A 22,016-nucleotide genomic window follows, 5' to 3' on the forward strand; every position below is an offset into this window, starting at 1 on the left:
GGACGCTCCGCCATGGCCTGTTTCTGCCACCAGTGTGGCCAACGCAACGAAGACGACGCCAATTTCTGCGAGTCCTGCGGCACGCCGCTGCGCAAACCCGCAGCGCCCCCGCCGGCCACGCCGGCTGCGAGCGCCAACCCCGTCGCACCGGCAGGCCGGCCCGCGGCAAAAGGGACCGGCCTGCCGAAGGCCGCGCTCGCCGGCATTGCCGTCGTCGCCCTGGTGGCGGCCGGCGCACTGGGCTGGTTCCTCCTCGCCGACGGCAAACCCAGCGAAGGCGCCCTGCTGACGGCCAGCAAGACCTGGCTGGACGACCAGCGTGCCAACCAGGAGAGTTCGGCCTGCCTGCGCAACTTCGACTACGGCAAGAGTCCGGTGTTCGTCAGCCCGGACAGCCACAGCACCCGCGAATGGCTCGACGCCCTCGTCGAGGCCGGCATTTACCAGGCTCCCGAAACCATCACCAGCGGCAGCGGCTACTGGGCGCGCCAGCAACTGCGCTACGAACATGGCGAACAGGCCGCACGCTACATCCGCGGCGGCCGTCTGTGCGCGGCCGAGCGTCTCGAAGTCAGCGCGGTCAGCTTCGATCCGCAGAGCGTCTTCAAGGCCGCCGACAGCCAGTGGGTGGCGGGTTCGGCAACGCTGAGCTGGGACGCGCGCGCGCCGTGGAGCCAGCATGCCACGCTGGCCGGCGAGTTCGACGAGGTGATGAATCCGCGCACCGTGGACATGGCCTGGCGGCGAGCCAAGGACGGCGACTGGGAAGTGGTCAGCCGCAATCAGTACGCACAGGCCCAGCGCGGCAGTGAAAGCGGCGACAAGAAGGCCGTCACCCCGGCCAAGCAGGCACAGGCCAGCAGCAGCGGCGGCTTTGGCGACTGGCTGGGCAAGCTGTTCGGCGGTGGCGGCGGTGCCGAAAAGATGGTCGAGAGCTTCTACCGCGACATCAACGGCGGTCGCGCCGAACAGGCCGCCACGGCGGTGATTCCCGACCCCCAGCTCGAACCTGCCAAGCTGAAGGTGCTGCTTGAAGCGAAGAGCGTCGAATTCAAGGCCAAGGGTGGCATCGCGCGCATCTCCACCCGCTACCAGGCCGGCAGCAACGGTGCCGCCGACGCCGTGGAAGTGGAGATCGGCTTCAATGACGGCAGCACCATGCAGGAACGCGTCGAAGTAGCCAAGGTAGACGGCGATTGGAAGCTGTCGCTCGACTGAAGGCACGGCGCTGGTGGCTGGCGGCGCTGATCGCGACGCTGGCCACCCTCGCCGCCCTGGGGGTGTCTGCTCTGCCCGCCGCTCCGGGTTTCGACGCACGCAACGTGCGCCTCGACAACGCCGAGGAAGGCGACTGGGTGTTTCGCCGCACCACCTCGGCCGCAGGAGCGGCGGCACGCTGGATGAGCAGCTTCCCGCCCTACTCCCATGTCGGCATGTTGATCGCCGGGCCTGACGGCTGGCAGGTCATCCACGCCAGCCCCGGAGACGACCATGAAGCCGCCGGCGTCACCCTGGTTAGCCTGGAAGCCTTCCTGCAGCGCCCCGACGTCAATGCCGCCGGCGTCTTCCGCGTCCGTGACAGCACCGCAGCGCAACGCCGGACGATGGCCGCCGCGGCGCACAGCATGCTCGGCCGCCCCTTCGACCACCTCTATGCCCTCGACGATGACAGCGCCCTCTACTGCACCGAACTGCTGTGGCTGGCCGCGCGCCAGGCGGCACTCCTCGACGGGCTCAGCGCACGCGAACTGGCCACCCCCTTCGGCCGCGTTGCCGTGCTGACCCTCGATACCGTGCTCAGTCCCGAGTTGCTCGAACGTGTCGATGGTCACACCGACGTCGCCGCGGAGCAGTAGGCAGAACGCCGATTGGATACAATCCTGCAACCTCTCTGCCGCAGCACGGCAGCAAACCAGCGGATGGAGTCATAAAGACCATGAAATGCACTCAGTGCGGCCGTGAAAACCGTGACGGCGCAGCATTCTGCGGGGGCTGCGGGAGCAGCCTGCAAGGCGCCGCGGCGCCGCAGCCTGCACCGGCGGCGACAGCCTGTCCGGCCTGCGGCGCCGACTGCAAGCCAGGGGCGCGTTTCTGCCCGGCCTGCGGCCACCACCTTGACGCCGCGCCCGCACCGGCGTCACCCGCCCAACCGGCAGCCGCGACGACAGCGGATGCGGAAGCGGACTGGGACATGCCACTGCCCCCCTCCCCGGAAGCGCCGGCGCTCGAGCAGGCACTCCCGACGACTGCCCCTGCCACCGCGACACAGCCGCCTGTGCAGGAACAGCCCTCCGCGGAGCCCGCGCCGGAGCCCGCACCCGAGCCCGAACCCATTCCTGAGCCGCAGCCCATTCCTGAGCCGGAGCCCGAAGCCGTCCCCGAACCTGCCCCGGAACCCGAGCCTGCCCCGGAGCCCGAACCTCTTCGAGAGCCGGAGCCGGCAACCGTTCAGCAAACCGCAGCCGCACCGGATCCTGTACCTGTGCCGGCGCCCGCAGCGAACCCGCAACCCACCCTGACCTCCGACGCCGACGACAAGGCGCCGCCGCCCGCTGGCGGCGGCCGCTCGCCGGGCATCTTCATCGGCATCCTCATCGGCGTCGTGCTGCTCGCTGCCGGCGCTGCCTTCTGGGCCTATCGCTCGATGCAGGCCGACGTCCCGCCGCCTGTGGCTACCGCCCCTGCCAGCACGAGCGGACAGGATGCGGCACTGGCGGCTGCTGAGACTGCAGCACCTGCCGCTGCCGCGGACGCCGCCCCTGTTGCCGAGGAGGATCCTGCACACGCAAGCAGTGAGAGCGCCGACAGCGAAAGTGCCGACGACGCCAGCACCAAGTCTGCCGCCGCCCAGCCGCTGCAGCCCCGCCCCTCCCGCGAGCTGTGGCGCACCGCCTGCGCCAGCTGCCATGACCGTGGCGAGGGCAAATCGCCGCGCGTCAGCCAGCCCGGTGAATGGGACGGACTGCTGGTGCGTTCGCGCGCCGCCATGGTGCGCAGCGTGCTCGACGGTCACGGCGGCTCGCCGGCCGGCGCCGGCGTCGACCTGAGTGAGGAAGAAGCCCGCCGCCTGGTTGCCCAGGTTGTCCAGCAGGTCGAACGCGCCGCCAGCGCAGCGGAGGCCGAACGCGCCCGCCGTGCGGCCGCCGAGCGCGAAGCGGCCTCCGCCAGCAAACCGGCGGAGAGCCGGCCACAGGCGAACGGCGGAGAGGACTGGCTGGCTGCACTGCGCCGCGAGCTCGATGCCTGCAGCAAGCTCAGCTTCTTCGCGCAGATTCCCTGCCGCGAAAAGGCACGCTGGCAATACTGCAACAACCGCTGGGACACTGTGCCGGAATGCGCGACCAGCAACCAGCGCAACAACTGAGCCTGAATCCCGCAACCGGACTCACCGCCGCATCAAACAATAAACAAGGGGAACGACACATGACACAAAGCGTATCCAGCCAGCAGACCTCCGGGCTGCTCGACCTCCTCCTCCGCGCCGGCGATGCCTGGCGCAACTGGCGCGCCCTGCTGGTGCTCGCCGGCACCGCGCTGCTCTTCGTGGTACTGATCGGCGCCGGCGGGGCAGGAGCGGCCAGCGGCAGCGGTTTCGTCGCCTTCGTTGCCGGCCTGATCGCCTTCTTCATCCTCCTCACCGGTTTCTCCGCCGCCGGTGTGCTGCTGATGGATCAGGCCACCGAGATGGAACCGCGCGGTATGGGCGCTGCCATCGTCGATGGCTTCTTCTGCACCCTGCGCTACATCGTCCTCGCCCTGGCCGCCTTCCTGGTCACCGTACTGTTCGCCATCGTCGTCGCCATCCTGCTCTACCTGTGCAAGATCCCCGGTCTCGGCCCAGTACTGTATGCGGTGCTGTTCCCGATCCTGGCAATCGTCTCGGCCTTCTTCTTCGCCGCCTACTACCTGTTCTTCCTGCTTGCCGGCCCCACCCTGTGGAGCGGCAGCACGCTGCGTGAAGCCATCGCCCGCCTCTACGCCATCATCACCCAGAAGCCTGCCCAGGCCATCATCGCCGCACTGATGCTGTCCATCCTGGTGGCACTGGTGAGCGGCATCCTGTTTACCGCGGTGACTGCCGGCGTGTTCTTCGTCGGCGGCCTCAGCGCCCCCATCCTCGGCGGCTTCGGTGGTCTGGAGAGCATGATGATGGGAGGCATGGGCCGCGGCGGCTTCCAGGGCCTGGCGGTGGCCGGCGCCTTCGGCACCGGGCTGGTTTATGCGCTGGTTGCCGCGGCGGTGTTCGTGGTGATGATCCTCGGCAGCTGCTACGTGTATCTGCACCTCACCGCCGACATGGATTTTGCCGCCGCCGAAGCAGCGCTCGAGGAGCGCATGCGCAAGACCCGCGAGCAGGCCAGCCGTCTCAAGGAAGAAGCCGAGCGCCGCGCCCGCGAAGCCAAGGAAGAGGCCCAGCGCCGCACCGAGGCAATGCGCGTGGCCGCCTCCGAGCGTGCCGCACGCAAGGCCGAGGAGGATGCCGCGCGCGCCGCAGCCGCCGTTGATGCCGCCGACGCCCCGGCCACCGAAACGGCACCGCCGGCCGCTGCCGCCGCCAATGCCTGCCCGGCCTGCCAGAGCCCGGTACACGCCGACGACATGTTCTGCGGTAACTGCGGCCATCGCCTCAAGCAGCCTGGCTGAGCGCCGAGCACGCTCCGCATGGACAACGGCGGCCCCCAGGGGCCGCCGTTTTTTTTGACCTGCGGCTGCCGGTCAATAGGTAAAACCATCTAGCCAGCCCCTTCATCACCCCAATTACGGCGTGGTTATTCCATCGCTACGCTGGCAGTGCCTCCCCAAAACCGACGGAGCACTGTCATGAAGCACCCCGATCTTACCCATTCCAGCGCCGCGCCCTCGCCTTCGCGCCGGGCCTTCCTGCGCGGCATCCCGGTGCTCACCGCGGCCATCGCCGCCCCTGCCCCGGCCCTTGCCGCCAGTGCCGGCCATCACTGGGCAATGCTCGTCGATGTGCGCCGCTGCATCGGCTGTCAGGCATGCACGGTGTCGTGCATGCAGGAGAACGCCGTTCCCGAGGGCAGTTTCCGTACCGTGGTGTCGACCTACAGCGTCGCCCTCGAGGGCGAACGCCAGCCCGCCGGCACCTACGTTCTGCCGCGCCTGTGCAACCACTGCGACAACCCGCCATGCGTGCCGGTGTGCCCGGTCGGTGCCACCTTCAAGCGCGCCGACGGCGTAGTGCTGGTCAACAGCGAGCGCTGCGTGGGCTGTGCCTACTGCGTACAGGCCTGTCCGTATGACGCACGCTTCATCAACCACGACACCAACAAGGCCGACAAGTGCACCTTCTGCGCCCACCGCGTGGATGCCGGCCTGTTGCCCGCCTGCGTGGAAACCTGCGTCGGCGGTGCGCGCGTGTTCGGCGACCTCAATGACCCGGACAGCGAACTGCGCCGCCGCCTCGACGCCGCCGCCGGCCAGGTGAAGGTGCTGAAGCCGGCCCAGAACACTGATCCGCAGGTCTTCTACATCGGCCTCGACGAGCGCTTCGCAGGCAAGGTCGACGGCCAGGCCACGCTGTGGAAGCCGCGCGCCGCGCATCCCTGAACGAATCATCCAGCAGGAGTAGCGACCATGAGCACCGCCATCGTCGAAACCATCAATGTCACCCGCGAGATCGCCTGGCTGCCCTGGGCGGTGTCGTACTTCTTCCTCATCGGCCTGTCCTGCGGCGCCTTCCTGCTCTCCTTGCCCGGCGTGCTGCTGCAGCGCCCGGGCTGGGAGGCGATCTCCCGGCTGGCGCTGCTCGCGGCACTGGTGTGCGGACTCACCGCCCCGGTGGCGCTGCTTGCCGACCTGCATCAACCGGGGCGCTTCTGGCACTTCTACGCCTACTTCACTCCCAGCTCGTGGATGTCCTGGGGCGCCTTCTTCATTCCCGTCTATCTCGGAGGGCTGCTGGTCTATGCATGGCTGGCCTTCCGCCCCCTGCTTGCCGAACACGGCCGCAGCGGCGGACGTCTGGCACGGCTGGCGGCGCTGCTTGCCTGTGGCGGACTGGAAAGCCGCCGCGCGCTCATCGGCGCCGCCGCACTGGCCTTCGCCGGCGCCGCTCTGGTAGCGCTATATACCGGCGCCGAGCTGATGGTGGTGCGCGCCCGCCCGCTCTGGCACACCCCGCTGCTGCCGGTCCAGCTGGCGATCACCGCACTCGCCGGGGCTGTCGGTCTGACCCTGTTGCTGAAGCGCCTCGCAGGCGATGCCGACGCCTCCGCCACCGCGCGCCTGGCACGCACCCTGGTCGCCACCCAGTGCGCGGCGCTGGCGGTCGGCGCGCTCTGGCTGCTCCTAGGTCTCGGCGGGCTTTCCGCCGTCCATGCCGAGGCGCTTGCCGAGGTGGCACCGTCGGCGAACTGGCAGCTCGCCGCACTGTGGGCCGCCGGCGCCACCGTGGCGACCCTGCTGCTGGCCTGGAAGCGCCCCGCCAGCGGCGTGCTGATCGGCCTGCTGGCCCTGCATTCGGCGTGGATGATGCGCTGGAGCATCTTCATCGGCGGCCAGGAAGTACCCAAGACCGGCGCCGGCTACTACAGCTACCAGCTGCCGCTGGGCCCCGAGGGCCTGATGGGCATCGTCGGTACCGCCGGCCTGTGGGTCTTCGTCTTCATCCTGCTGACCACCGTCCTGCCCCTCGACCGCCTCGCCACCCGCACGCGCAGCAGCCACTGACCCCCGCACCGTCATCGTCCGCCGCATGTGCAGGCACAGCGGCGCACCAGGAGAACAGCAATGAAAGTGACACGCCGAGACCTCATCGCCGCCGGCGGCCTGAGCGCCTTTGCCGCCGGTTTTTCACAGACCTTCGGCCGCATGGTGGACAGCTTCACCGGCCCCGCCGAGCAGGGCGACGCCCATTACGGCCGCGCCTTGGCACCGGAGTTCCGCGTCGATCCGCACAGCGGCGAGCTGCACCCCAACCCCACCCAGCAGGTCAGCTACACCGCCTGCCTGGGTTGCACAACGCTGTGCGGCGTGCGGGTGCGCATCGACAAGACCACCGACAAGGTCATCCGCGTCGGCGGCAACCCCTACAGCCCGCTGTCGGCCGAACCCCACCTGCCGATGAAGGCCAGCGTGCGCGAGAGCTTCGTCGCCCTGTCGCGCTACCAGGATCAGGGGCTCGACCGCCGCGCCACCACCTGCGGACGCGGTAATGCCGCACTGGCACAGATCGATTCGCCGTTCCGCGTCCTCACCCCGCTCAAGCGCGTCGGAGCGCGCAACAGCGGGCGTTGGGAGCCGATCTCCTTCGAGCAGCTGATCACCGAGGTCGTTGAAGGCGGCGATCTCTTCGGCGAAGGCCATGTCGATGGCCTGCGCGCCCTGCGCGATCTTGAAACCCCCATCGACCCCGACAATCCCGCCTATGGCCCGCGGGTCAACCAGGTCGGCCACATCGTCAGCGTCAATGACGGCCGCGACCTGCTCGGCCGGCGCTTCTGGCAGCAGTCCTACGGAACCCAGAACTACGTCGGCCACGGCGCCTACTGCGGCGGCTCCTACCGCTCCGGCTCCGCCGCGCTGTTCGGCGACCACCGCGCCATGCCGCACGGCAAGCCCGACCTCGCCCATGCCGAATTCGTCATCTTCATCGGCACCGCGCCGGGCAATGCCGGCAACCCCTTCAAGCGCACCGGCCAGCTGCTTGCCGAAGGGCGCGCCGATGGCCGCCTCGAGTACGTCGTCGTCGATCCCTTGCTGACCAACGCCGACAACCGTGCGGCGCCCGAGCAGGGGCGCTGGGTCCCCATCGTGCCGGGCACCGACGGCGCCCTGCTGATGGGCATGATGCGCTGGATGTTCGAGAACGATCGCGTCAATACCGCCTATCTGGCCAATCCCAGCCTGGCGGTTGCCGAGGCGGCAGGCGAGCCGTCGTTCTGCAACGCCAGCTGGCTGGTCATCGACCAGCCCGACCATCCCCGCGACGGGCGCTGCCTGCGCGGTTCGGACATCGGCTTCGATCTGCGCGGCGCCGAGCGCTACGGCGATGCCGATCCCTACCTGGTCATGGGCGCGGATGGCCGCCCGCTGGCGGTGAATGAAGCCACCGGGCCCGCAGCGCTGGACATTGACACCACCGTGGACAGCGCCGGCAAGGCCGTCCGTGTGCGCACCGCCTACACACTGCTGCGCGCCTCGGCAATGCGTCAGACCCTGGCCGAGTACGCCGCCGAATGCGGCATCGCCGCCGATGTCATCAGTGGCCTGGCCGACGAATTCACCCGCCACGGGCGCAAGGCCTGCGCCATCGCCCACGGCGGCATGATGTCGGGCGCCGGCTTCTACAATGCCTTCGCGGTGGTCACCCTCAACACCCTGATCGGCAATCTCAACTGGAAGGGCGGCTTCGTGATGAATGGCGGTGGCTTCCCCAGTGTCGCCGCCGGGGCGCGCTACGACCTGGTGAACTTCCCCGGCCGCGTGCAGCCGCGCGGCACCCCGCTGGGGCGCAACATGCCCTACGAGCGCAGTGCCGAGTTCGCCCGCAAGCGCGAGGCCGGCCACCCCTACCCCGCCGCCGACCAGTGGTTTCCCGCCGCGCCCGGGCTGGGCACCGAGTTCTTCGCCAGCACCTTCAGCGGCTACCCCTATTCGCTGAAGGCACTGATCCTGTGGATGGCCAATCCGATGTACGGCATTCCCGGGCTGCGCGAGCGTTTCGCCAGAGACATCGCCGACCCGCGGAAGCTGCCGCTGATCATCTCCATCGACGGACTGATCAACGAGAGCAATGCCTACGCCGACTACATCGTTCCCGACTCGATGATGTACGAGGGCTGGGGCTGGGTCGGGGCCTGGAACGGCGTGCCGACGCGCAGTCTGACCGCACGCTGGCCGGTGATCGAACCACGCCAGGCGAAAACCGCCGACGGCCAGCCGATCTGCATGGAGACCTTCATCTTCGCCCTTGCCAGGGCGATGAATCTGCCCGGCTTCGGCCCCGAGGGCCTGGCCGACACCGACGGCCGCCGCCTGCCGCTGGAGCGCCCCGAGCACTGGTACCTGCGCGCCGGCGCAAATGCGGCTTTCGCCGGCGAGCCCGTTGCCGAGGCCAGCGACGACGACATCGAGCTGGCCGGCGTGTCACGCATCCGTGAGCTCCTCGAAGACACCCTGAAGGACGACGAATGGCGCCGCGTGGCCTTCCTGTACACCCGTGGCGGACGCTACCAGCCCGCCACCCAGGCTCAGGACGCGGACAAGCCGGAATGGCAGAGCAACCGTTTCCGCAACACCTTGTGGCTGTGGAACGAACATCTCGGTGGCTCGCGCAACGCCCTCAACGGACGGCGCTACTCCGGCTGTGCCACCTGGCAGCCACCGGCCTTCGCCAACGGCACGCCGATGCGCGCGCTGCATCCACGCTCGGAGTGGCCGCTGCTGGCGATGAGCTACAAGTCCGCGCTGCAGAACTCCTACAGCATCGCCACCCCGATCACCGCCCTGCATCCTCACAACCCGGTCGTCGTCCATCCCGATGACGCTCTTGCACTCGGACTGCGCAACGGTGACCGCGCCCGCCTCGCCACCCCCGGCGGCAGCGCCGAATGCACGGTGCTGATACACCACGGCGTGATGCGTGGCGTAGTCGCTGTCGAGCACGGCTTCGGGCACCGCGAGCTGGGCGCACGCGCGCACCTGATCGGCACGCAAACGCAGCCGCAGCGCCCGCAGCTCGGCGCGGGCATCAACCTCAACGACCTTGGCCTCGTTGACCCCACCCGCCCCAGCACGGCGTTGTGGGTCGATGCAATCTCCGGCGCCGCGGTACGCAACGGCCTGCCCGCGCGCCTGCAACGCATCTGAGCCATGCACCCGGCGCTGCTGTGCGCTGGCCCACCGCCTAGTGTAGTGTTTCATCCTTGCGGGAACTTAAGTTTGCACAACGAAGCTCCCTCCCCTTCAAGGGGGCGGAGCAGGGGTTTCGGCGAGCACCGCTCGCCGCCTGCGTAGCGGCGTAGCGTAGCGGAGACTCCCGGGTTGGGGTGGGGATGGGTAGACTCCGAAGCGCCTGCAAGAAACCCATCCCCATCCTGTCCTGTCCAGGGCCGGCTTTGCACAGCCGGCCCGCTCAGCCGGCGCGAAGCATGCTTCGCGAAACCCCAGCTTCGCCCCCTTGAAGGGGAAGGAACCTGCTAATTCGCTCCGCGGCACGCGAGGAGGAGGCCGCTGCAACGTGAATTGCTACGCTTCAGATAAGTTCCAACAAGAACGCACCACTACACTAGCCCGCATTTCTCACGCCCTCACGTCGCGAGGGGGTCGAGGCGCCGCCGTGGTGCGCCGCACGGATCGATCGACGCCGAAGGCGTAGCTGACACTACGTCGAGGCGGCGTGAGGGAGTACGGCGTGCCACGGCGAGTGCATCGGCACCCGCAGCAGGGATGGTGTGAGAAATGCGGGCTGGTGGACCGGCGCAGCGCCTGCATGCGATGCTGTGCGCTGGCCCACAGCACACCTGCAGCACCCATGCCCTCATCACCCGCCGCCGCACACCACCGCCCGCACTCGCTCGGCGAGCTTTTCCTCACCTTCACCGTGCTCGCCCTGCAGGGCTTCGGCGGCGTACTTGCGGTCGCCCAGCGCGAGCTGGTGGAACGCAAGGGCTGGCTGAGCCGCGAGGAGTTCCTCGACACCTATTCCTTTTCGCAGCTGCTGCCCGGGCCCAACGTCGTGAACATGGCACTGATGCTCGGCGACCGCTTCTTCGGCTGGCGCGGCGCGCTCACTGCACTGGCCGGCATGATGGCCGCGCCGCTCCTCATCGTGCTGGTGCTGGCAGCGAGCTACGGGCGCTTCGCCGAACACGAGATGGTCGCCGGGGCCTTGCGCGGCATGGGCGCAGTAGCCGCCGGGCTGATGGTGGCAATGGCCGTGCGCCTGGCCGCCAGCCTGCGCAGCAACCCCGCAGGCATGGTCGCCTGCGCCGCACTGGTGGTCGCGACAGTGGTGGCGATGGCCGTGCTGCGCCTGCCCCTGCTGTGGATCCTGGGCGGACTCGGCGGGCTCGGCTGGGCACTGGCGCACTGGCAACTGCGGCGCGCGGAGCGGCAACGATGAGCGCTGCCGAACTGGTCGACCTCTTTCTGCGCTTTCTCGCCCTCTCGCTGCTGTCGATCGGCGGGGCAATGTCCACCGCGCCGGAGATGCACCGCTACTTCGTCGGCGAGCGCGGCTGGCTCAACGATGCCGAGTTCACCTCGTCCATCGCCCTGGCGCAGGCCGCCCCCGGTCCCAATGTGATCTTCGTGCCGGTGCTCGGCTACCAGATGGCCGGCCTGAGCGGTGCCCTGGTAGCGGTGATCGGCATCATGCTGCCGTCCACGCTGCTCACCCTCGGCGTCAGCCGCTGGCGCAACCGGCGCCGCGACCATCCGGCGCTGCGCGCCTTCAGTGCCGGCCTCGCGCCGGTGACCATCGGCCTGCTGCTGGCCACCGGCTGGATCCTCGCCCTGCCCTTCGTGAACGATCCCGCACACCGCACGGGCGCCCTCGCCCTCATCGCCCTGACCGTGGTGGCAATGCTCCGCACCCGCCTGGCACCGATCGTGCTTATTGCTTTAGGCGGAGTTGCCGGAGCATTCGGCGCGGTCTAGTCCGCATTTCTTACCCCCGCGCTGCTTCTTCACGCCGGAACGCCGCTTTGCCGCCTCCCTGCCGGCCGCGCAGCGGCGCGGGCCATGCCCTGCCTGAAGAATTCGGACTACCAATATTTGTCCACTACAAAACAATTTGTAAAACACAACAAAAGGCGTAGCTTTGCTATAACATTACTTTTGTCCAGGACATTCAAACGAATGCCGACTCAGCCCGCGAGGTAAGCGATGCGCACCAACCAGCCCACGACGACGATCGAAACCCTCCTGCCCGAAGGAGAATTCATCTACTCGCGCACCGACCTGAAAGGGATCATCGTCGAAGCCAACGAGGCCTTTGCGCACATCAGCGCCTACCGCCGCGAGCAGATGATCGGCCAGCCCCACAACATGGTGCGCCACCCCGACATGCCCGCCGAGGCCTTTGCCGACATGTGGCGCGACCTCAAGGCCGGCAGGCCGTGGCGCGGGCTGGTGAAGAACCGCCGCAGCGATGGCGGCTACTACTGGGTGGTGGCCAACGCCTCGCCGGTGCGCGAGGACGGACGCATCGTCGGCTACCAGTCGGTGCGTTCCCGCCCCACCCGTGAGGAGGTCGCGGCGGCCGAAGCCGCCTACCGGCGCCTGCGCAACGGCGAGCGTTCGATCCGCATCGAGCACGGCCGCGTGGTTCCCGCCCGAGTGCCCCTGGCCGCCCGCATTGCGTCCTCGGCGGTGCAACTGCCGGGCACCGGCGTGCTCCTGCTGCTGCTCGCCCTGCTCGCCCTCGGCAGTCACTTCACCGGCGTCGGGCTGCTCGGTGACGCCCTTGTCGCCATTGCCACATTGGCGACACTGTGGTCGCTGTTCTACCTGCTGGCCTACCTGCCGCGCCTGCGCGCCGACAGCACCGCCCTGCACCGCCACCTCGACAGTCTGTTGCGCAGCGGCGACCTGCGCCAGCGTTTCCAGCTCCATCGCCATGACACGCTGGGCACGGTGTCCTGCGAGATCGACCGCTTCGTAGCCGCCGTGCAGGCCACCGTGCAGGGCATGGACGACACTGCGCGACAGGTTGCCCAGGTCGCCAGCGAGGTCGGCGCAGGCGTCGGCAACGCCAATGACGCCGCGCGCGTGCAAAGCGACGCCACTGCCAGCGCGGCCGCGGGCATCGAACAGATCACCGTTTCCATCGGCGAGGTGGCCGAGCACGCGCAGGCCACCCGCAAGGCCGCACATGCCGCCAGCGAGGCCTCCGGACACGGCGCGCAACTCTCCGAGCAGGCCAGCGCCACCATCCTCGACCTTGCCGGCACGGTCAAACGCACCGCCGAGCAGGTCGAACTGCTCGGCAGCCGTTCGGCGGAGATCTCCCGCATCACCGGGGTGATCCGCGAAATCGCCGAACAGACCAATCTGCTCGCCCTCAACGCCGCCATCGAGGCCGCACGCGCCGGCGAACAAGGCCGTGGCTTTGCCGTCGTTGCCGACGAGGTGCGCAAGCTTGCCGAGCGCACCAGCCAGGCCACCGGCGAGATCGCCGGCATGGTCGCCGCCATCCAGGGCGATACCGGCAAGGCCGTCGAGGGCATGCGCGCCGGCGCCTGCCAGGTCGAAAACGGTGTCAGTCTGGTCGAGGAAGCCCGCCAGGCCCTGCAGCGCATCAAGGCGCAGATGACCCACACCCTGGAGATGGTCAACGACATCACCCACTCCTCCAGCGAGCAGCAGAACGCCATGCAGGTGATGGCGCAGAGCGTCGAGCAGGTGGCGGCGATGACCGATCAGAACATGGCCGTGGTCGCCCAGACCCACGGCGCCGTGGGCACGCTGGAACTGGCTCTGGGACGGATGCGCAAGTCGGTCGGGCAGTTCGCGGTCTGATCGCACGCGCGCACACCGCATCCCGGCCCCCCGCTGCTCCCCGGAGCTACTCCGGCAACACGCTTTCCCCGCGCGCATCGGCGGTGGCCTCGTCGTCCGCCGCCCGGCCGGCGCTCATGCAGGCGGCGATGCCAGTAGCCAGTGCATCGGCCATGCGCGCCTGATAGGCAGGGTCGGCGAGCAGCAGCTCCTCGGCGCGATGGCGGATCACTCCGGCCTCGAAGAGCACCGCCGGCATCGTGGCGTGGCGCAGCACGGCAAGGTTGTCGTAGTAATGCACGGCATGGGCATGGTCGGCGTAAGCGCGCCGGCGGCCGTTCTTGTGCGTGGGTGTGAACCCGGCGCGCTGCAGCGCCGCCCCCATGGTGCGCGCGCACAGCACGCTGTGCGCGGTAGCGGGATTGTGGCGCGAGACAAACAGCGAATGTCCGGCCCAGCGGTCATTGTAGAACTGCTCGTTGCCGCCCCAGCGCCACGGCAGCAGCTCATGCGCACTGACCGAATCATGGTGGATGGAAATGAACAATCCGGCGGCCGCTGCAGCGGCCACCGCCGGACGCGCCTGCAGCGACTCGATGCGCCCGTCGCCATTCACCAGCACGACATGCAAGCCCCGCGCCTGCAGGGCATCGACGAGGTGGGCGGCAAGCTCGAGGTTGAATGACAGCTCGCTGCGCCCGCGCGCACTGGTGGCCCCCGGTGCATCCACGGTGTGGCCGACGTCCACCGCCACCACGGCCGGCGGCACAGCCGTCACCGGTGCGACATGGGTGGCAGCGGCGAGCAGCAACGCCAACCGCCACCTCAGCCTGCGTTTCCCGCTCCGGCAGGTAGCGAGCGGGCCACGGCGCCGCTGAGGGGCGGCGCGAGAAATGCGAGCTGGCAGCCAAGGTCCGTTCATGGCATCAATCGAGCGCCGCCGGATCGGCGCGCAGCATCAGCCGCGCCAGCTCCGCGGCACTGCCGGTGGCGGTCTTTTCCATGACGTGCTGGCGATGCACGTGGACGGTCTTCTCGCTGATCTCCAGCTCGCGGGCAACGAGCTTGTTGGGCAGGCCGAGGGCGACCAGGCGGGCGACCTCGCGCTCGCGCGGCGACAGCCTTTCGAGCAGGGCCAGGGCCTCCTCGCGCCGGCAGGCCTGGGCCTGGTCGGCGCTCGCCCGGCGCACCGCCGCGCCCACGGCGTCGAGCAGGGCCTGGTCCTTGAAGGGCTTTTCGAGAAAGTCGCAGGCCCCGCGCTTCATCGCCTGCACCGCCAGTTCGACGTCGCCGTGGCCGGTTATGAATACCACCGGGAGCTGCCAGCCGCGCTCGACGAGGAGGCGCTGCAGTTCCAGCCCGCTCATCATCGGCATGCGGATGTCCAGCACCAGGCAGCCGGCATCGGCCGGCTGTTGCGGACAGGCGGCGAGAAAGGCCTCGGCGCTGTCGTGGGCAACGGCCGTCCACCCCACCGATTCGAGCAGGAAGACCAGCGAGCGGCGAAAGGAAGCATCGTCATCGACGACGTGCACCGGATGCTTGAGCAGTTCATTCATGGGCGGGCAGGATCAGGGTGAACACCATGCCGGGCGGCGGCTCGGCGCGGGCGGCGAGCAGGCGCCCGCCGTGGGCCTCGGCGATGCGCTTGCAGATCGACAGACCAAGGCCGAGGCCATCGGCCTTGGTGGTGTGGAAGGCCTCGAAGAGCCGGGCCATGCCCTCATCGTCGAGACCGCAGCCGACATCGCGCACGGCGATGCTGACCGAGGTGCCGTGCTGACCGAGGGTCACGCTCAGCACCTGTTCCGGATGAGGCAGGGTGCTCATCGCATCGACACCGTTCTTGAGCAGGTTGAGGAGCACCTGCTGGCATTGCAGTGCATCGACGTCGACCCGCGTACCCGCCGCCAGATGGTCGACGATCTCCACCCGCGGGGCGTGGGCGAGCATGCCCTGCAGCAGGGCCACCGCATCAGCGACGATGGCCGCCGGCACATGTACCTCGCGCTGCGCCACGCGCTTGCGCGCAAAGGCGCGGATGCGCGCCAGGATACCGGCGGCACGCTCGGCCTGGGTACCGATCTCGGCGGCGGCCTCGCGGACCGCGTCATCGGTGAGGCGGCCGTTGTCGGCACGGCGCAGCAGGCTGCTGGCATAGTTGCCGATACCGGCGAGCGGTTGGTTGAGCTCATGCGCAAGGGTGCCGGAGAGTTCGCCGAGCACCGACAGCCGGGCAAGGTGATCGGCCTGCTCCTGGTTGGCGCGCATGCGCGCCTCCAGCGCTTCGCGCTGGGCCAGCGCCTCGCGCAACTCTGCAGTGCGCGCATGAACCAGATGCTCGACGCGCACGGTGTACAGCACCCAGCCGAGCAGCGCGGCGAGCACCACCGCCACGGTCGGCCAGTAGCGCTCGGCAAGCGCACTGAGGGTGGGCTCGCGCAGATAGGCATAGGGGCCGATCTGCAGTTCGCGGAACAGTTCATGCACGGACTGGTAATCGGCGGGCACGTTCCAGGCCATGCCGGCCTCGTCCGCGGGCATGGCCAGCAGGGCGATGGCCACCGCCTTGGCCAGTGCCGGCGGGGTGTGCCGCAAGGTGGCCACCGGCCAGTCGGGGTACAGCGGGGTCGACGTAGCACAGGGAAAATCCGCTTCCGCACGCACCGACAGCACCTTGAAACGCGCCGCGCGCACGGGGTCGCCCTCCAGCAGGCAGGCACGCACGATACCGGCGTCGGCACGGCCGTTGGCCACCGCGTCGAGCACCCCATCCATCGGGAAGCCGACCTCGATCAGTGCGGCAAAGTCGCGCCCGGGGTCGATCCCCGTGCGCAGCAGTTCCCGCCACACCAGCTGGTAGCCGCCAAAGCCCTCGCGCCCGACTACCGCCACGCGCCGCCCGGCAAGATCCTCCAGGCGGTTCAGTTCGCTGCGCCCGGCATCCACCACCACCGCCGAACCCACCGCGCGCTCGGCCGACGGGGCGCGTGCGCTGGCCAGGGTGACGATGCGGGCGACACCGAACTCGGCCTCCAGCTCGACGTAATGACCGGGATTGGTGAGGACGAAATCGACCTCGCGCGCCGCCACCGCGCGCCGCAAGCCGTCATGATCGAACTGCAGGAGCTCGAAATCCATCGCCGGCAGGGCAGTGTTGAGCCCGGCGATCATCGGCCGCCATTCGCCCACCGCGGCGTCGACACCCTGAAAGGCGAGCACGCCGATGCGCACCACCTCGCGCGCCTGTGCCACGGCCTGGCAAGGCACGGCCAGTGCGGCAAGGAAGAGGAGGGGCCGCAGCATGCGGCAGACGGCAAGTACGGACATCGGTGCGAGGAAGGAAGACTGGCGAGCAGTCTACCCTGTCACGGCCCCCGGCAAGCAGGCCATGCCGATGCACAGCCCGCGGCCGGCCGGATGTTCATTTCACCGTCACCGTAGCGCAAAGGGCACGTAACGGAGCGGCCCTAGAGTTTCGAACGAACTTCAACCGCGTTCGAATACTGCATCCATGTCCTGGCCCGCCCTTCCCGCCCGTGAGCGCGACATCGTCGAACTGGTGCGCAGCACCGGCCATGTCGCCATCGACACCCTCGCCCAGCGCTTCTCGGTCACTCCGCAGACCATCCGCCGCAGCGTCAACCAGTTGTGCGAACTGGGCCTGCTGCGCCGCGTCCATGGCGGCGTCGACGTTCCCGGCGGACACGGCAACCTGCCCTATCAGCGCCGCCAGGTGCTCAATCTTGCCGCCAAGCAGCGCATCGCCAGTGCCGTGGCAGCCTTCATCCCGGACGGCGCCAGCGTGTCGATCGGTCTGGGGACCACACCCGAGCAGGTCGCCCTCGCCCTGCGCGGCCACCAGGGCCTGAAGGTGCTGACCAACAGCGTCAATGTGATCAACGCCCTCGCCGGCGCCCCGCTGGCATCGCTCGCCATCGCCGGCGGCACCCTGCGGCGCAGCGACCTCGACATCGTCGGCAGCGCCGCAGTGGCGTTCTTCAGCGCCTTCAAGACCGACTACGCCGTCTTCGGCGTCGGCGGCATCGACCGCGACGGTTCGCTGCTCGACTTCCATCCCGACGAGGTCGCCGCCCGCCAGGCGATGGCGGCCAACAGCCGGTGCACGGTGCTGGTTGCCGATGCCAGCAAGTTCGGCCGCAACGCCGTCGCCCGCGGCGGCCGCCTCGGCGACATGGATCACCTGTTCACCGAGCACGCCCTTCCCGGAGACTACGCCGAAGCCCTTGGCTGCGGCGACACCACCGTCCATCTGGGCGCCACGGAGGGCGCACGATGAGTGCCATCGAACTCGACGCCCTGAGCAAGCGCTGGCAGTCCTGCGCCGCGGTAGACGGCATCAGCCTGCACTGCCCGCAGGGTGAGCTGGTTGCCCTGCTGGGCCCCTCGGGCTGCGGCAAATCCACCACCCTGCGCCTCATCGCCGGCCTCGAGATGGCCGACGGCGGGCACATCCGCATCGGCGGACGCGAGGTCACCCACCTGCCCCCGGCCGCACGCGGAGTGGCCATGGTGTTCCAGTCCTACGCACTCTTTCCGCATCTGAACGTCGCCGACAACATCACCTTCGGCCTCAAGGTACGCGGTGTAGACGCTGCCGAACGCCAGCGCCGGCTGGCGCGCAGCGCCGAACTGCTCGGCCTCGGCGCCCTGCTCGCGCGCAAACCCGCCGAACTGTCCGGCGGCCAGCGCCAGCGCGTCGCCCTCGGCCGCGCCATCGTCGCCGAGGCGCCGGTATGCCTGATGGACGAGCCGCTCTCCAATCTCGACGCGCAGTTGCGCCAGCAGATGCGCAGCGAAATCCGCGCCCTGCAGCAGCGCCTCGGCATGACGATGATCTACGTCACCCACGACCAGACCGAGGCGATGACGATGGCCGACCGCGTGGTGCTGATGCGCGGCGGCCGCATCGAGCAACAGGGCCGCCCCGATGAACTCTACGAACGGCCGGCAAGTGCCTTCGTCGCCGGCTTCATCGGCGCCCCGCCGATGAACCTGCTGCCGCTGGCCGTGCTCGGCCACCACGGCGGCGCCGACGAACGCCTCGGCATACGCCCCGAGCACCTCCACGTAGGCGCCTCTGGCGACGGCCTGGAGGCCGAGGTGGTCGCGCTGGAATACCTCGGCGCCGAATCCATGCTCATCCTGCAGCACGCCGGGCACCGCTTCGTCGCCCGCATCAACGGCCGCGCCCGCCAGCGCGCCGGCGACCGCATCAGCGTGCGCTGGCTGCCGGAGCACGAACATCGCTTCGCCGGCGACGGCGTCCGCGTCGCCGAAGGGGGTAGCGACGACAGCCGTGCCGCCCCCACGTCCACTCCCACCCTCCTCACCCAACCCGCTGGAGCCTGAAGATGAGAAAACTGTTCACCGGACTCAACCGCTACGCGGCCGCCCTCGGGCTGGCCGCCGGCATCGCCGCCACCCCGGCAGCGGCCGTCGAACTGAGCTTCTACTACCCGGTCGCCGTCGGCGGCCCGATCACCCGCATCGTCGACGGCATGGCCGCCGACTTCGAACGCGAGAACCCCGGCATCCGCATCAAGCCGGTGTACTCCGGCAGCTACCAGGACACCATTGCCAAGGTGCTCACCGCAGTCAAGGGCGGTGACGCCCCGCACATCGCCGTGCTGCTGTCGACCGACATGTACACCCTGATCGACGAGAACGCCGTGGTCGCCTACGACGACCTCGTCAGCACGCCCGCCGAACGCCAGTGGCTGAACAGCTTCTACCCCGGCTTCATGAAGAACAGCCAGACCGGTGGCAAGACCTGGGGCATCCCCTTCCAGCGCTCCACGGTAGTGATGTACTGGAACAAGGAGCTGTTCCGCGAAGCCGGGCTCGACCCCGAACGCGCGCCGCAGACCTGGGCCGAGCTGGTCGACTACGGCCAGCGCCTGACCCGCCGCGACGCCGCCGGCAACGTCACCACCTGGGGCGTGCAGGTGCCGTCCTCGGGCTTTCCGTACTGGCTGTTCCAGACCTTCACCACGCAGAACGGCATTGAGCTGATGAACGCCGCCGGCACGGAAACCTACTTCGACCGTCCGCAGGTCATCGAAGCCCTGCAGTTCTGGGTCGACCTCTCGCGCCGCCACGGCATCCACCCCCCCGGCGTCGTCGAATGGGGCACCACGCCGAAGGACTTCTTCGAGCGCAAGGCAGCGATCATCTACACCACCACCGGCAACCTCACCAACATCCGCAACAATGCCGGCTTCGAGTTCGGCGTCGCCATGCTGCCCGCCGGCGCGCAGCGCGGCACCCCCACCGGTGGCGGCAACCTGCACATCTTCAGCCGCAGCAGCGCCGCAGAGCGCGCCGCCGCACTGAAGTTCGTGCAATGGCTGAGCGCGCCCGAGCGCGCCGCGCAGTGGGCGATCGACACCGGCTACGTGGCGGTTTCGCCGGCAGCCTGGGAGACCGAGCGCATGAAACGCTACGTTGCCGACTTCCCCGCCCCCACAGTGGCCCGCGACCAGCTCCAGTACGCCGTCGCCGAGCTCTCCACGCATGACAACCAGCGCGTCACCAAGGCCCTCAACGACGGCCTGCAGGCCGCCCTCACCGGCACCAAGACCCCCGCGCAGGCCATGCAGGACGCCCAGCGCGAGGCCGAGCGCATCCTCCGCCGCTACCGCTGAGCATCCACCACGGCGGGCAACGCAGGCCGAGCCTGCAACGCCCGCCGCGGCGTCCTTCACCCTCCCCCGACCATGACCGTTTCCTCCGCCTCTCCAGCCCGGCGCCACGCCGCCGCGCTCCACGGCTGGCTGTTGCTGCTGCCCGCCGCGGTGATGCTCGCCGCGTTCACCCATTACCCGGCGCTGGCCACCTTCTGGCACAGCCTGCACACCACTGCGCGCGGCAACCGCGCTGCCGAGTACATCGGCTTCGAGCACTACCAGGACATGCTCGCCGACCCCATCTTTCACCTTGCCCTGAAAAACAACCTGCTCTACGCCCTCGGCACCATCGTGCCCTCGGTCGCGCTCGCCATCGTCATGGCGCTGTGGGTCAACGGCCGCATCGCCGGGCGCGGCGCCCTGCGCCTGGCCTACTTCACCCCCACCATGCTGCCGATGATCGCGGTAGCCAACATCTGGCTGTTCTTCTACACCCCCGACTACGGCCTCCTCGACCAGCTGCGCGGCCTCGCCGGCCTGCCGGCGCGCAACTGGCTGGGCTCGCCGGACAGCGCGCTGTGGGCGGTGATGACGGTGGCAGTGTGGAAGGAGGCCGGCTTCTTCATGATCTTCTACCTTGCCGCGCTGCAGCAGGTCTCCCCCGAACTGCGCGAAGCGGCCACCCTCGAAGGCGCCAGCCGCTGGCAATACTTCTGGCAGGTACTCTTCCCGCTGCTCATGCCGACCACGCTGTTCGTCCTCATCAACGCCACCATCAACGCCTTCCGCCTCGTCGACCACCTCTTCGTGATGACCCGCGGCGGCCCTGACAACGCCAGCACCCTGCTGCTCTACTACATCTACGAGATCGGCTTCCGCTTCTGGGACCAGGGCTACGCCGCCGCCCTCACCATGGTGCTGCTGGCCCTGCTGGCGGTGGTCGCGCTGGTCAAGTTCCTCTGGCTCGAACGCAGGATCCACTACCAATGAGCAGCCTCGCCCTTGCCCCCGCCTTCGACAGCCGCTTCGACCGCATCCTCAACACCGTCGCCGCATGGACGCTCGGTCTGCTGTGGCTGCTGCCGCTGGCCTATGCCGCGTGGACGGCCTTTCACCCCAGCGAGTACTCGGCACGTTTCGAACTCTTCGCCCCTCTCACCCTCGACAACTTCCGCACCGCCTGGGAGGCCGCGCCCTTTCCACGCTACCTGCTCAACACCACCCTGCTGGTCACCACCATCCTCGCCGGCCAGCTCCTGCTGTGCACCCTCGCCGCCTACGCCTTCGCGCGCTTCAGCTTCCCCGGCCGCGACATCGCCTTCGCCCTCGTCCTGGTGCAACTGATGATCATGCCCGACGTGCTGATCGTCGAGAACTACCGCAGCATCCACCGCCTCGGCCTGGTCGACACCATCGGCGCCATTGCCCTGCCCTACATGGCCTCGGCGTTCGGCATCTTCCTGCTGCGTCAGACCTTCAAGACCATCCCGCGCGAGCTCGAAGACGCCGCCCGCATCGAAGGCTGCGGCGTCCTCGGCGTGCTGTGGCGGGTCTACATCCCCCTCGCCCGCCCCACCTACCTCGCCTACGCGCTGGTCTCGGTGAGCCACCACTGGAACAACTTCCTGTGGCCGCTGGTGGTCACCAACACCGTCGACACCCGCCCCCTCACCGTCGGCCTGGCCGTCTTCGCGGGCACCGACCAGGGCATCGACTGGGCCGTCATCAGCGCCGCCACGCTGCTCTCCTCCGCCCCCCTGCTGATCGCCTTCCTGCTTTTCCAGCGCCAGTTCGTGCAGGGATTCCTGCGTGCGGGGATACGTTAGTCGACCTTTGAAAACCGTAAACAAGTGCGCCCACCAGGAAGTGGATGACGCACAAAAGCAATCCGAGGAGCCT

General features: G+C 68.9%; 18 protein-coding genes and 1 pseudogene. 16 read left to right on the forward strand and 3 right to left on the reverse strand.

Going from position 1 to position 22,016, the window contains the following annotated elements:
* Window positions 1-12 precede the first annotated feature (12 nt).
* The 11 genes and pseudogenes from C8261_RS17355 to C8261_RS14945 all read left to right on the forward strand — a co-directional run bounded on the left by C8261_RS17355 (window position 13) and on the right by C8261_RS14945 (window position 13,488).
* Entirely contained in the window at window positions 13-1,218 is a 1,206-nt protein-coding gene (locus C8261_RS17355; RefSeq protein ID WP_107494522.1) for a zinc-ribbon domain-containing protein, read from the forward strand.
* Window positions 1,197-1,856, forward strand: coding sequence for a YiiX/YebB-like N1pC/P60 family cysteine hydrolase (locus tag C8261_RS14905; protein ID WP_107494523.1), 660 nt, complete (start codon window positions 1,197-1,199; stop codon window positions 1,854-1,856). The genes C8261_RS17355 and C8261_RS14905 overlap by 22 nt, the downstream gene beginning before the upstream one ends.
* An 80-nt stretch (window positions 1,857-1,936) precedes the next feature.
* A pseudogene (locus tag C8261_RS17865) lies at window positions 1,937-2,095 on the forward strand (double zinc ribbon domain-containing protein); the annotation flags it as partial.
* A gap of 387 nt (window positions 2,096-2,482) precedes the next feature.
* On the forward strand, window positions 2,483-3,364 hold the full coding sequence (locus tag C8261_RS17670) for a c-type cytochrome (RefSeq protein ID WP_235864938.1): 882 nt from the start codon (window positions 2,483-2,485) through the stop codon (window positions 3,362-3,364).
* A 59-nt stretch (window positions 3,365-3,423) separates the two neighbouring features.
* On the forward strand, window positions 3,424-4,644 hold the full coding sequence (locus C8261_RS14915) for a hypothetical protein (protein WP_107494525.1): 1,221 nt from the start codon (window positions 3,424-3,426) through the stop codon (window positions 4,642-4,644).
* A gap of 177 nt (window positions 4,645-4,821) precedes the next feature.
* On the forward strand, window positions 4,822-5,571 hold the full coding sequence (gene dsrO / locus C8261_RS14920; protein WP_107494526.1) for a sulfate reduction electron transfer complex DsrMKJOP subunit DsrO: 750 nt from the start codon (window positions 4,822-4,824) through the stop codon (window positions 5,569-5,571).
* A gap of 27 nt (window positions 5,572-5,598) precedes the next feature.
* Window positions 5,599-6,693, forward strand: a complete 1,095-nt coding sequence (gene nrfD / locus C8261_RS14925; RefSeq protein WP_107494527.1) for an NrfD/PsrC family molybdoenzyme membrane anchor subunit — start codon at window positions 5,599-5,601, stop codon at window positions 6,691-6,693.
* A gap of 60 nt (window positions 6,694-6,753) precedes the next feature.
* Window positions 6,754-9,834, forward strand: a complete 3,081-nt coding sequence (locus tag C8261_RS14930; RefSeq protein WP_107494528.1) for a molybdopterin dinucleotide binding domain-containing protein — start codon at window positions 6,754-6,756, stop codon at window positions 9,832-9,834.
* Between the two features lie 664 nt (window positions 9,835-10,498).
* Window positions 10,499-11,089 (forward strand): chromate transporter, encoded by a 591-nt coding sequence (locus C8261_RS14935; protein ID WP_235864939.1) that lies wholly within the window; start codon window positions 10,499-10,501, stop codon window positions 11,087-11,089.
* The gene (locus C8261_RS14940; RefSeq protein WP_107494529.1) at window positions 11,086-11,625 is read left to right on the forward strand and encodes a chromate transporter; all 540 of its coding nucleotides are present in this window, start codon (window positions 11,086-11,088) and stop codon (window positions 11,623-11,625) included. The genes C8261_RS14935 and C8261_RS14940 overlap by 4 nt, the downstream gene beginning before the upstream one ends.
* A 228-nt stretch (window positions 11,626-11,853) precedes the next feature.
* Window positions 11,854-13,488 carry a methyl-accepting chemotaxis protein gene (locus tag C8261_RS14945; protein WP_107494530.1) on the forward strand — a complete coding sequence of 545 codons (1,635 nt, stop codon included), beginning with the start codon at window positions 11,854-11,856 and terminating at the stop codon, window positions 13,486-13,488.
* A gap of 46 nt (window positions 13,489-13,534) precedes the next feature.
* On the opposite strand, the gene C8261_RS14950 is transcribed toward C8261_RS14945, so the two are convergent.
* The 3 genes from C8261_RS14950 to C8261_RS14960 form a co-directional block, all read right to left on the reverse strand.
* A complete protein-coding gene (locus C8261_RS14950; RefSeq protein ID WP_408003225.1) occupies window positions 13,535-14,275 on the reverse strand; it encodes an N-acetylmuramoyl-L-alanine amidase family protein in 741 nt (246 codons plus the stop codon).
* Window positions 14,276-14,393: 118 nt separating this feature from the next.
* Complete coding sequence (locus C8261_RS14955; RefSeq protein WP_107494532.1) at window positions 14,394-15,026, reverse strand: response regulator transcription factor; 633 nt, start codon at window positions 15,024-15,026, stop codon at window positions 14,394-14,396.
* Window positions 15,019-16,797, reverse strand: coding sequence for a sensor histidine kinase (locus tag C8261_RS14960; RefSeq protein WP_107494533.1), 1,779 nt, complete (start codon window positions 16,795-16,797; stop codon window positions 15,019-15,021). Before C8261_RS14960 ends, C8261_RS14955 begins: the two co-directional genes overlap by 8 nt.
* Before the next feature lie 184 nt (window positions 16,798-16,981).
* Between C8261_RS14960 and C8261_RS14965 the strand changes: the two genes are divergently transcribed.
* From C8261_RS14965 to C8261_RS14985, 5 genes are all read left to right on the forward strand, one after another.
* On the forward strand, window positions 16,982-17,767 hold the full coding sequence (locus tag C8261_RS14965; protein ID WP_107494534.1) for a DeoR/GlpR family DNA-binding transcription regulator: 786 nt from the start codon (window positions 16,982-16,984) through the stop codon (window positions 17,765-17,767).
* Entirely contained in the window at window positions 17,764-18,840 is a 1,077-nt protein-coding gene (locus tag C8261_RS14970) for an ABC transporter ATP-binding protein (RefSeq protein WP_107494535.1), read from the forward strand. Before C8261_RS14965 ends, C8261_RS14970 begins: the two co-directional genes overlap by 4 nt.
* 2 nt (window positions 18,841-18,842) lie before the next feature.
* Entirely contained in the window at window positions 18,843-20,135 is a 1,293-nt protein-coding gene (locus C8261_RS14975; RefSeq protein WP_107494536.1) for an ABC transporter substrate-binding protein, read from the forward strand.
* 72 nt (window positions 20,136-20,207) lie between these two features.
* Entirely contained in the window at window positions 20,208-21,107 is a 900-nt protein-coding gene (locus tag C8261_RS14980; protein WP_107494537.1) for a carbohydrate ABC transporter permease, read from the forward strand.
* Entirely contained in the window at window positions 21,104-21,943 is an 840-nt protein-coding gene (locus tag C8261_RS14985; RefSeq protein WP_107494538.1) for a carbohydrate ABC transporter permease, read from the forward strand. The genes C8261_RS14980 and C8261_RS14985 overlap by 4 nt, the downstream gene beginning before the upstream one ends.
* Window positions 21,944-22,016 lie beyond the last annotated feature (73 nt).

It is taken from the genome of Pseudothauera lacus, assembly GCF_003034845.1.
GTDB classification, from domain to species: domain Bacteria; phylum Pseudomonadota; class Gammaproteobacteria; order Burkholderiales; family Rhodocyclaceae; genus Pseudothauera; species Pseudothauera lacus.

Bases quoted from the DNA above. Each gene is read 5' to 3' on its own strand.
- C8261_RS14940 (WP_107494529.1), top strand. From the start codon at position 11,086: ATGAGCGCTGCCGAACTGGTCGACCTCTTTCTGCGCTTTCTCGCCCTC.
- C8261_RS14980 (WP_107494537.1), top strand. From the start codon at position 20,208: ATGACCGTTTCCTCCGCCTCTCCAGCCCGGCGCCACGCCGCCGCGCTC.
- C8261_RS14975 (WP_107494536.1), top strand. From the start codon at position 18,843: ATGAGAAAACTGTTCACCGGACTCAACCGCTACGCGGCCGCCCTCGGG.
- C8261_RS17355 (WP_107494522.1), top strand. From the start codon at position 13: ATGGCCTGTTTCTGCCACCAGTGTGGCCAACGCAACGAAGACGACGCC.
- C8261_RS14930 (WP_107494528.1), top strand. From the start codon at position 6,754: ATGAAAGTGACACGCCGAGACCTCATCGCCGCCGGCGGCCTGAGCGCC.
- dsrO (WP_107494526.1), top strand. From the start codon at position 4,822: ATGAAGCACCCCGATCTTACCCATTCCAGCGCCGCGCCCTCGCCTTCG.
- C8261_RS14915 (WP_107494525.1), top strand. From the start codon at position 3,424: ATGACACAAAGCGTATCCAGCCAGCAGACCTCCGGGCTGCTCGACCTC.
- C8261_RS14965 (WP_107494534.1), top strand. From the start codon at position 16,982: ATGTCCTGGCCCGCCCTTCCCGCCCGTGAGCGCGACATCGTCGAACTG.
- C8261_RS14960 (WP_107494533.1), bottom strand. From the start codon at position 16,797: ATGTCCGTACTTGCCGTCTGCCGCATGCTGCGGCCCCTCCTCTTCCTT.
- C8261_RS14955 (WP_107494532.1), bottom strand. From the start codon at position 15,026: ATGAATGAACTGCTCAAGCATCCGGTGCACGTCGTCGATGACGATGCT.
- C8261_RS14945 (WP_107494530.1), top strand. From the start codon at position 11,854: ATGCGCACCAACCAGCCCACGACGACGATCGAAACCCTCCTGCCCGAA.
- C8261_RS14970 (WP_107494535.1), top strand. From the start codon at position 17,764: ATGAGTGCCATCGAACTCGACGCCCTGAGCAAGCGCTGGCAGTCCTGC.
- C8261_RS14935 (WP_235864939.1), top strand. From the start codon at position 10,499: ATGCCCTCATCACCCGCCGCCGCACACCACCGCCCGCACTCGCTCGGC.
- nrfD (WP_107494527.1), top strand. From the start codon at position 5,599: ATGAGCACCGCCATCGTCGAAACCATCAATGTCACCCGCGAGATCGCC.
- C8261_RS14985 (WP_107494538.1), top strand. From the start codon at position 21,104: ATGAGCAGCCTCGCCCTTGCCCCCGCCTTCGACAGCCGCTTCGACCGC.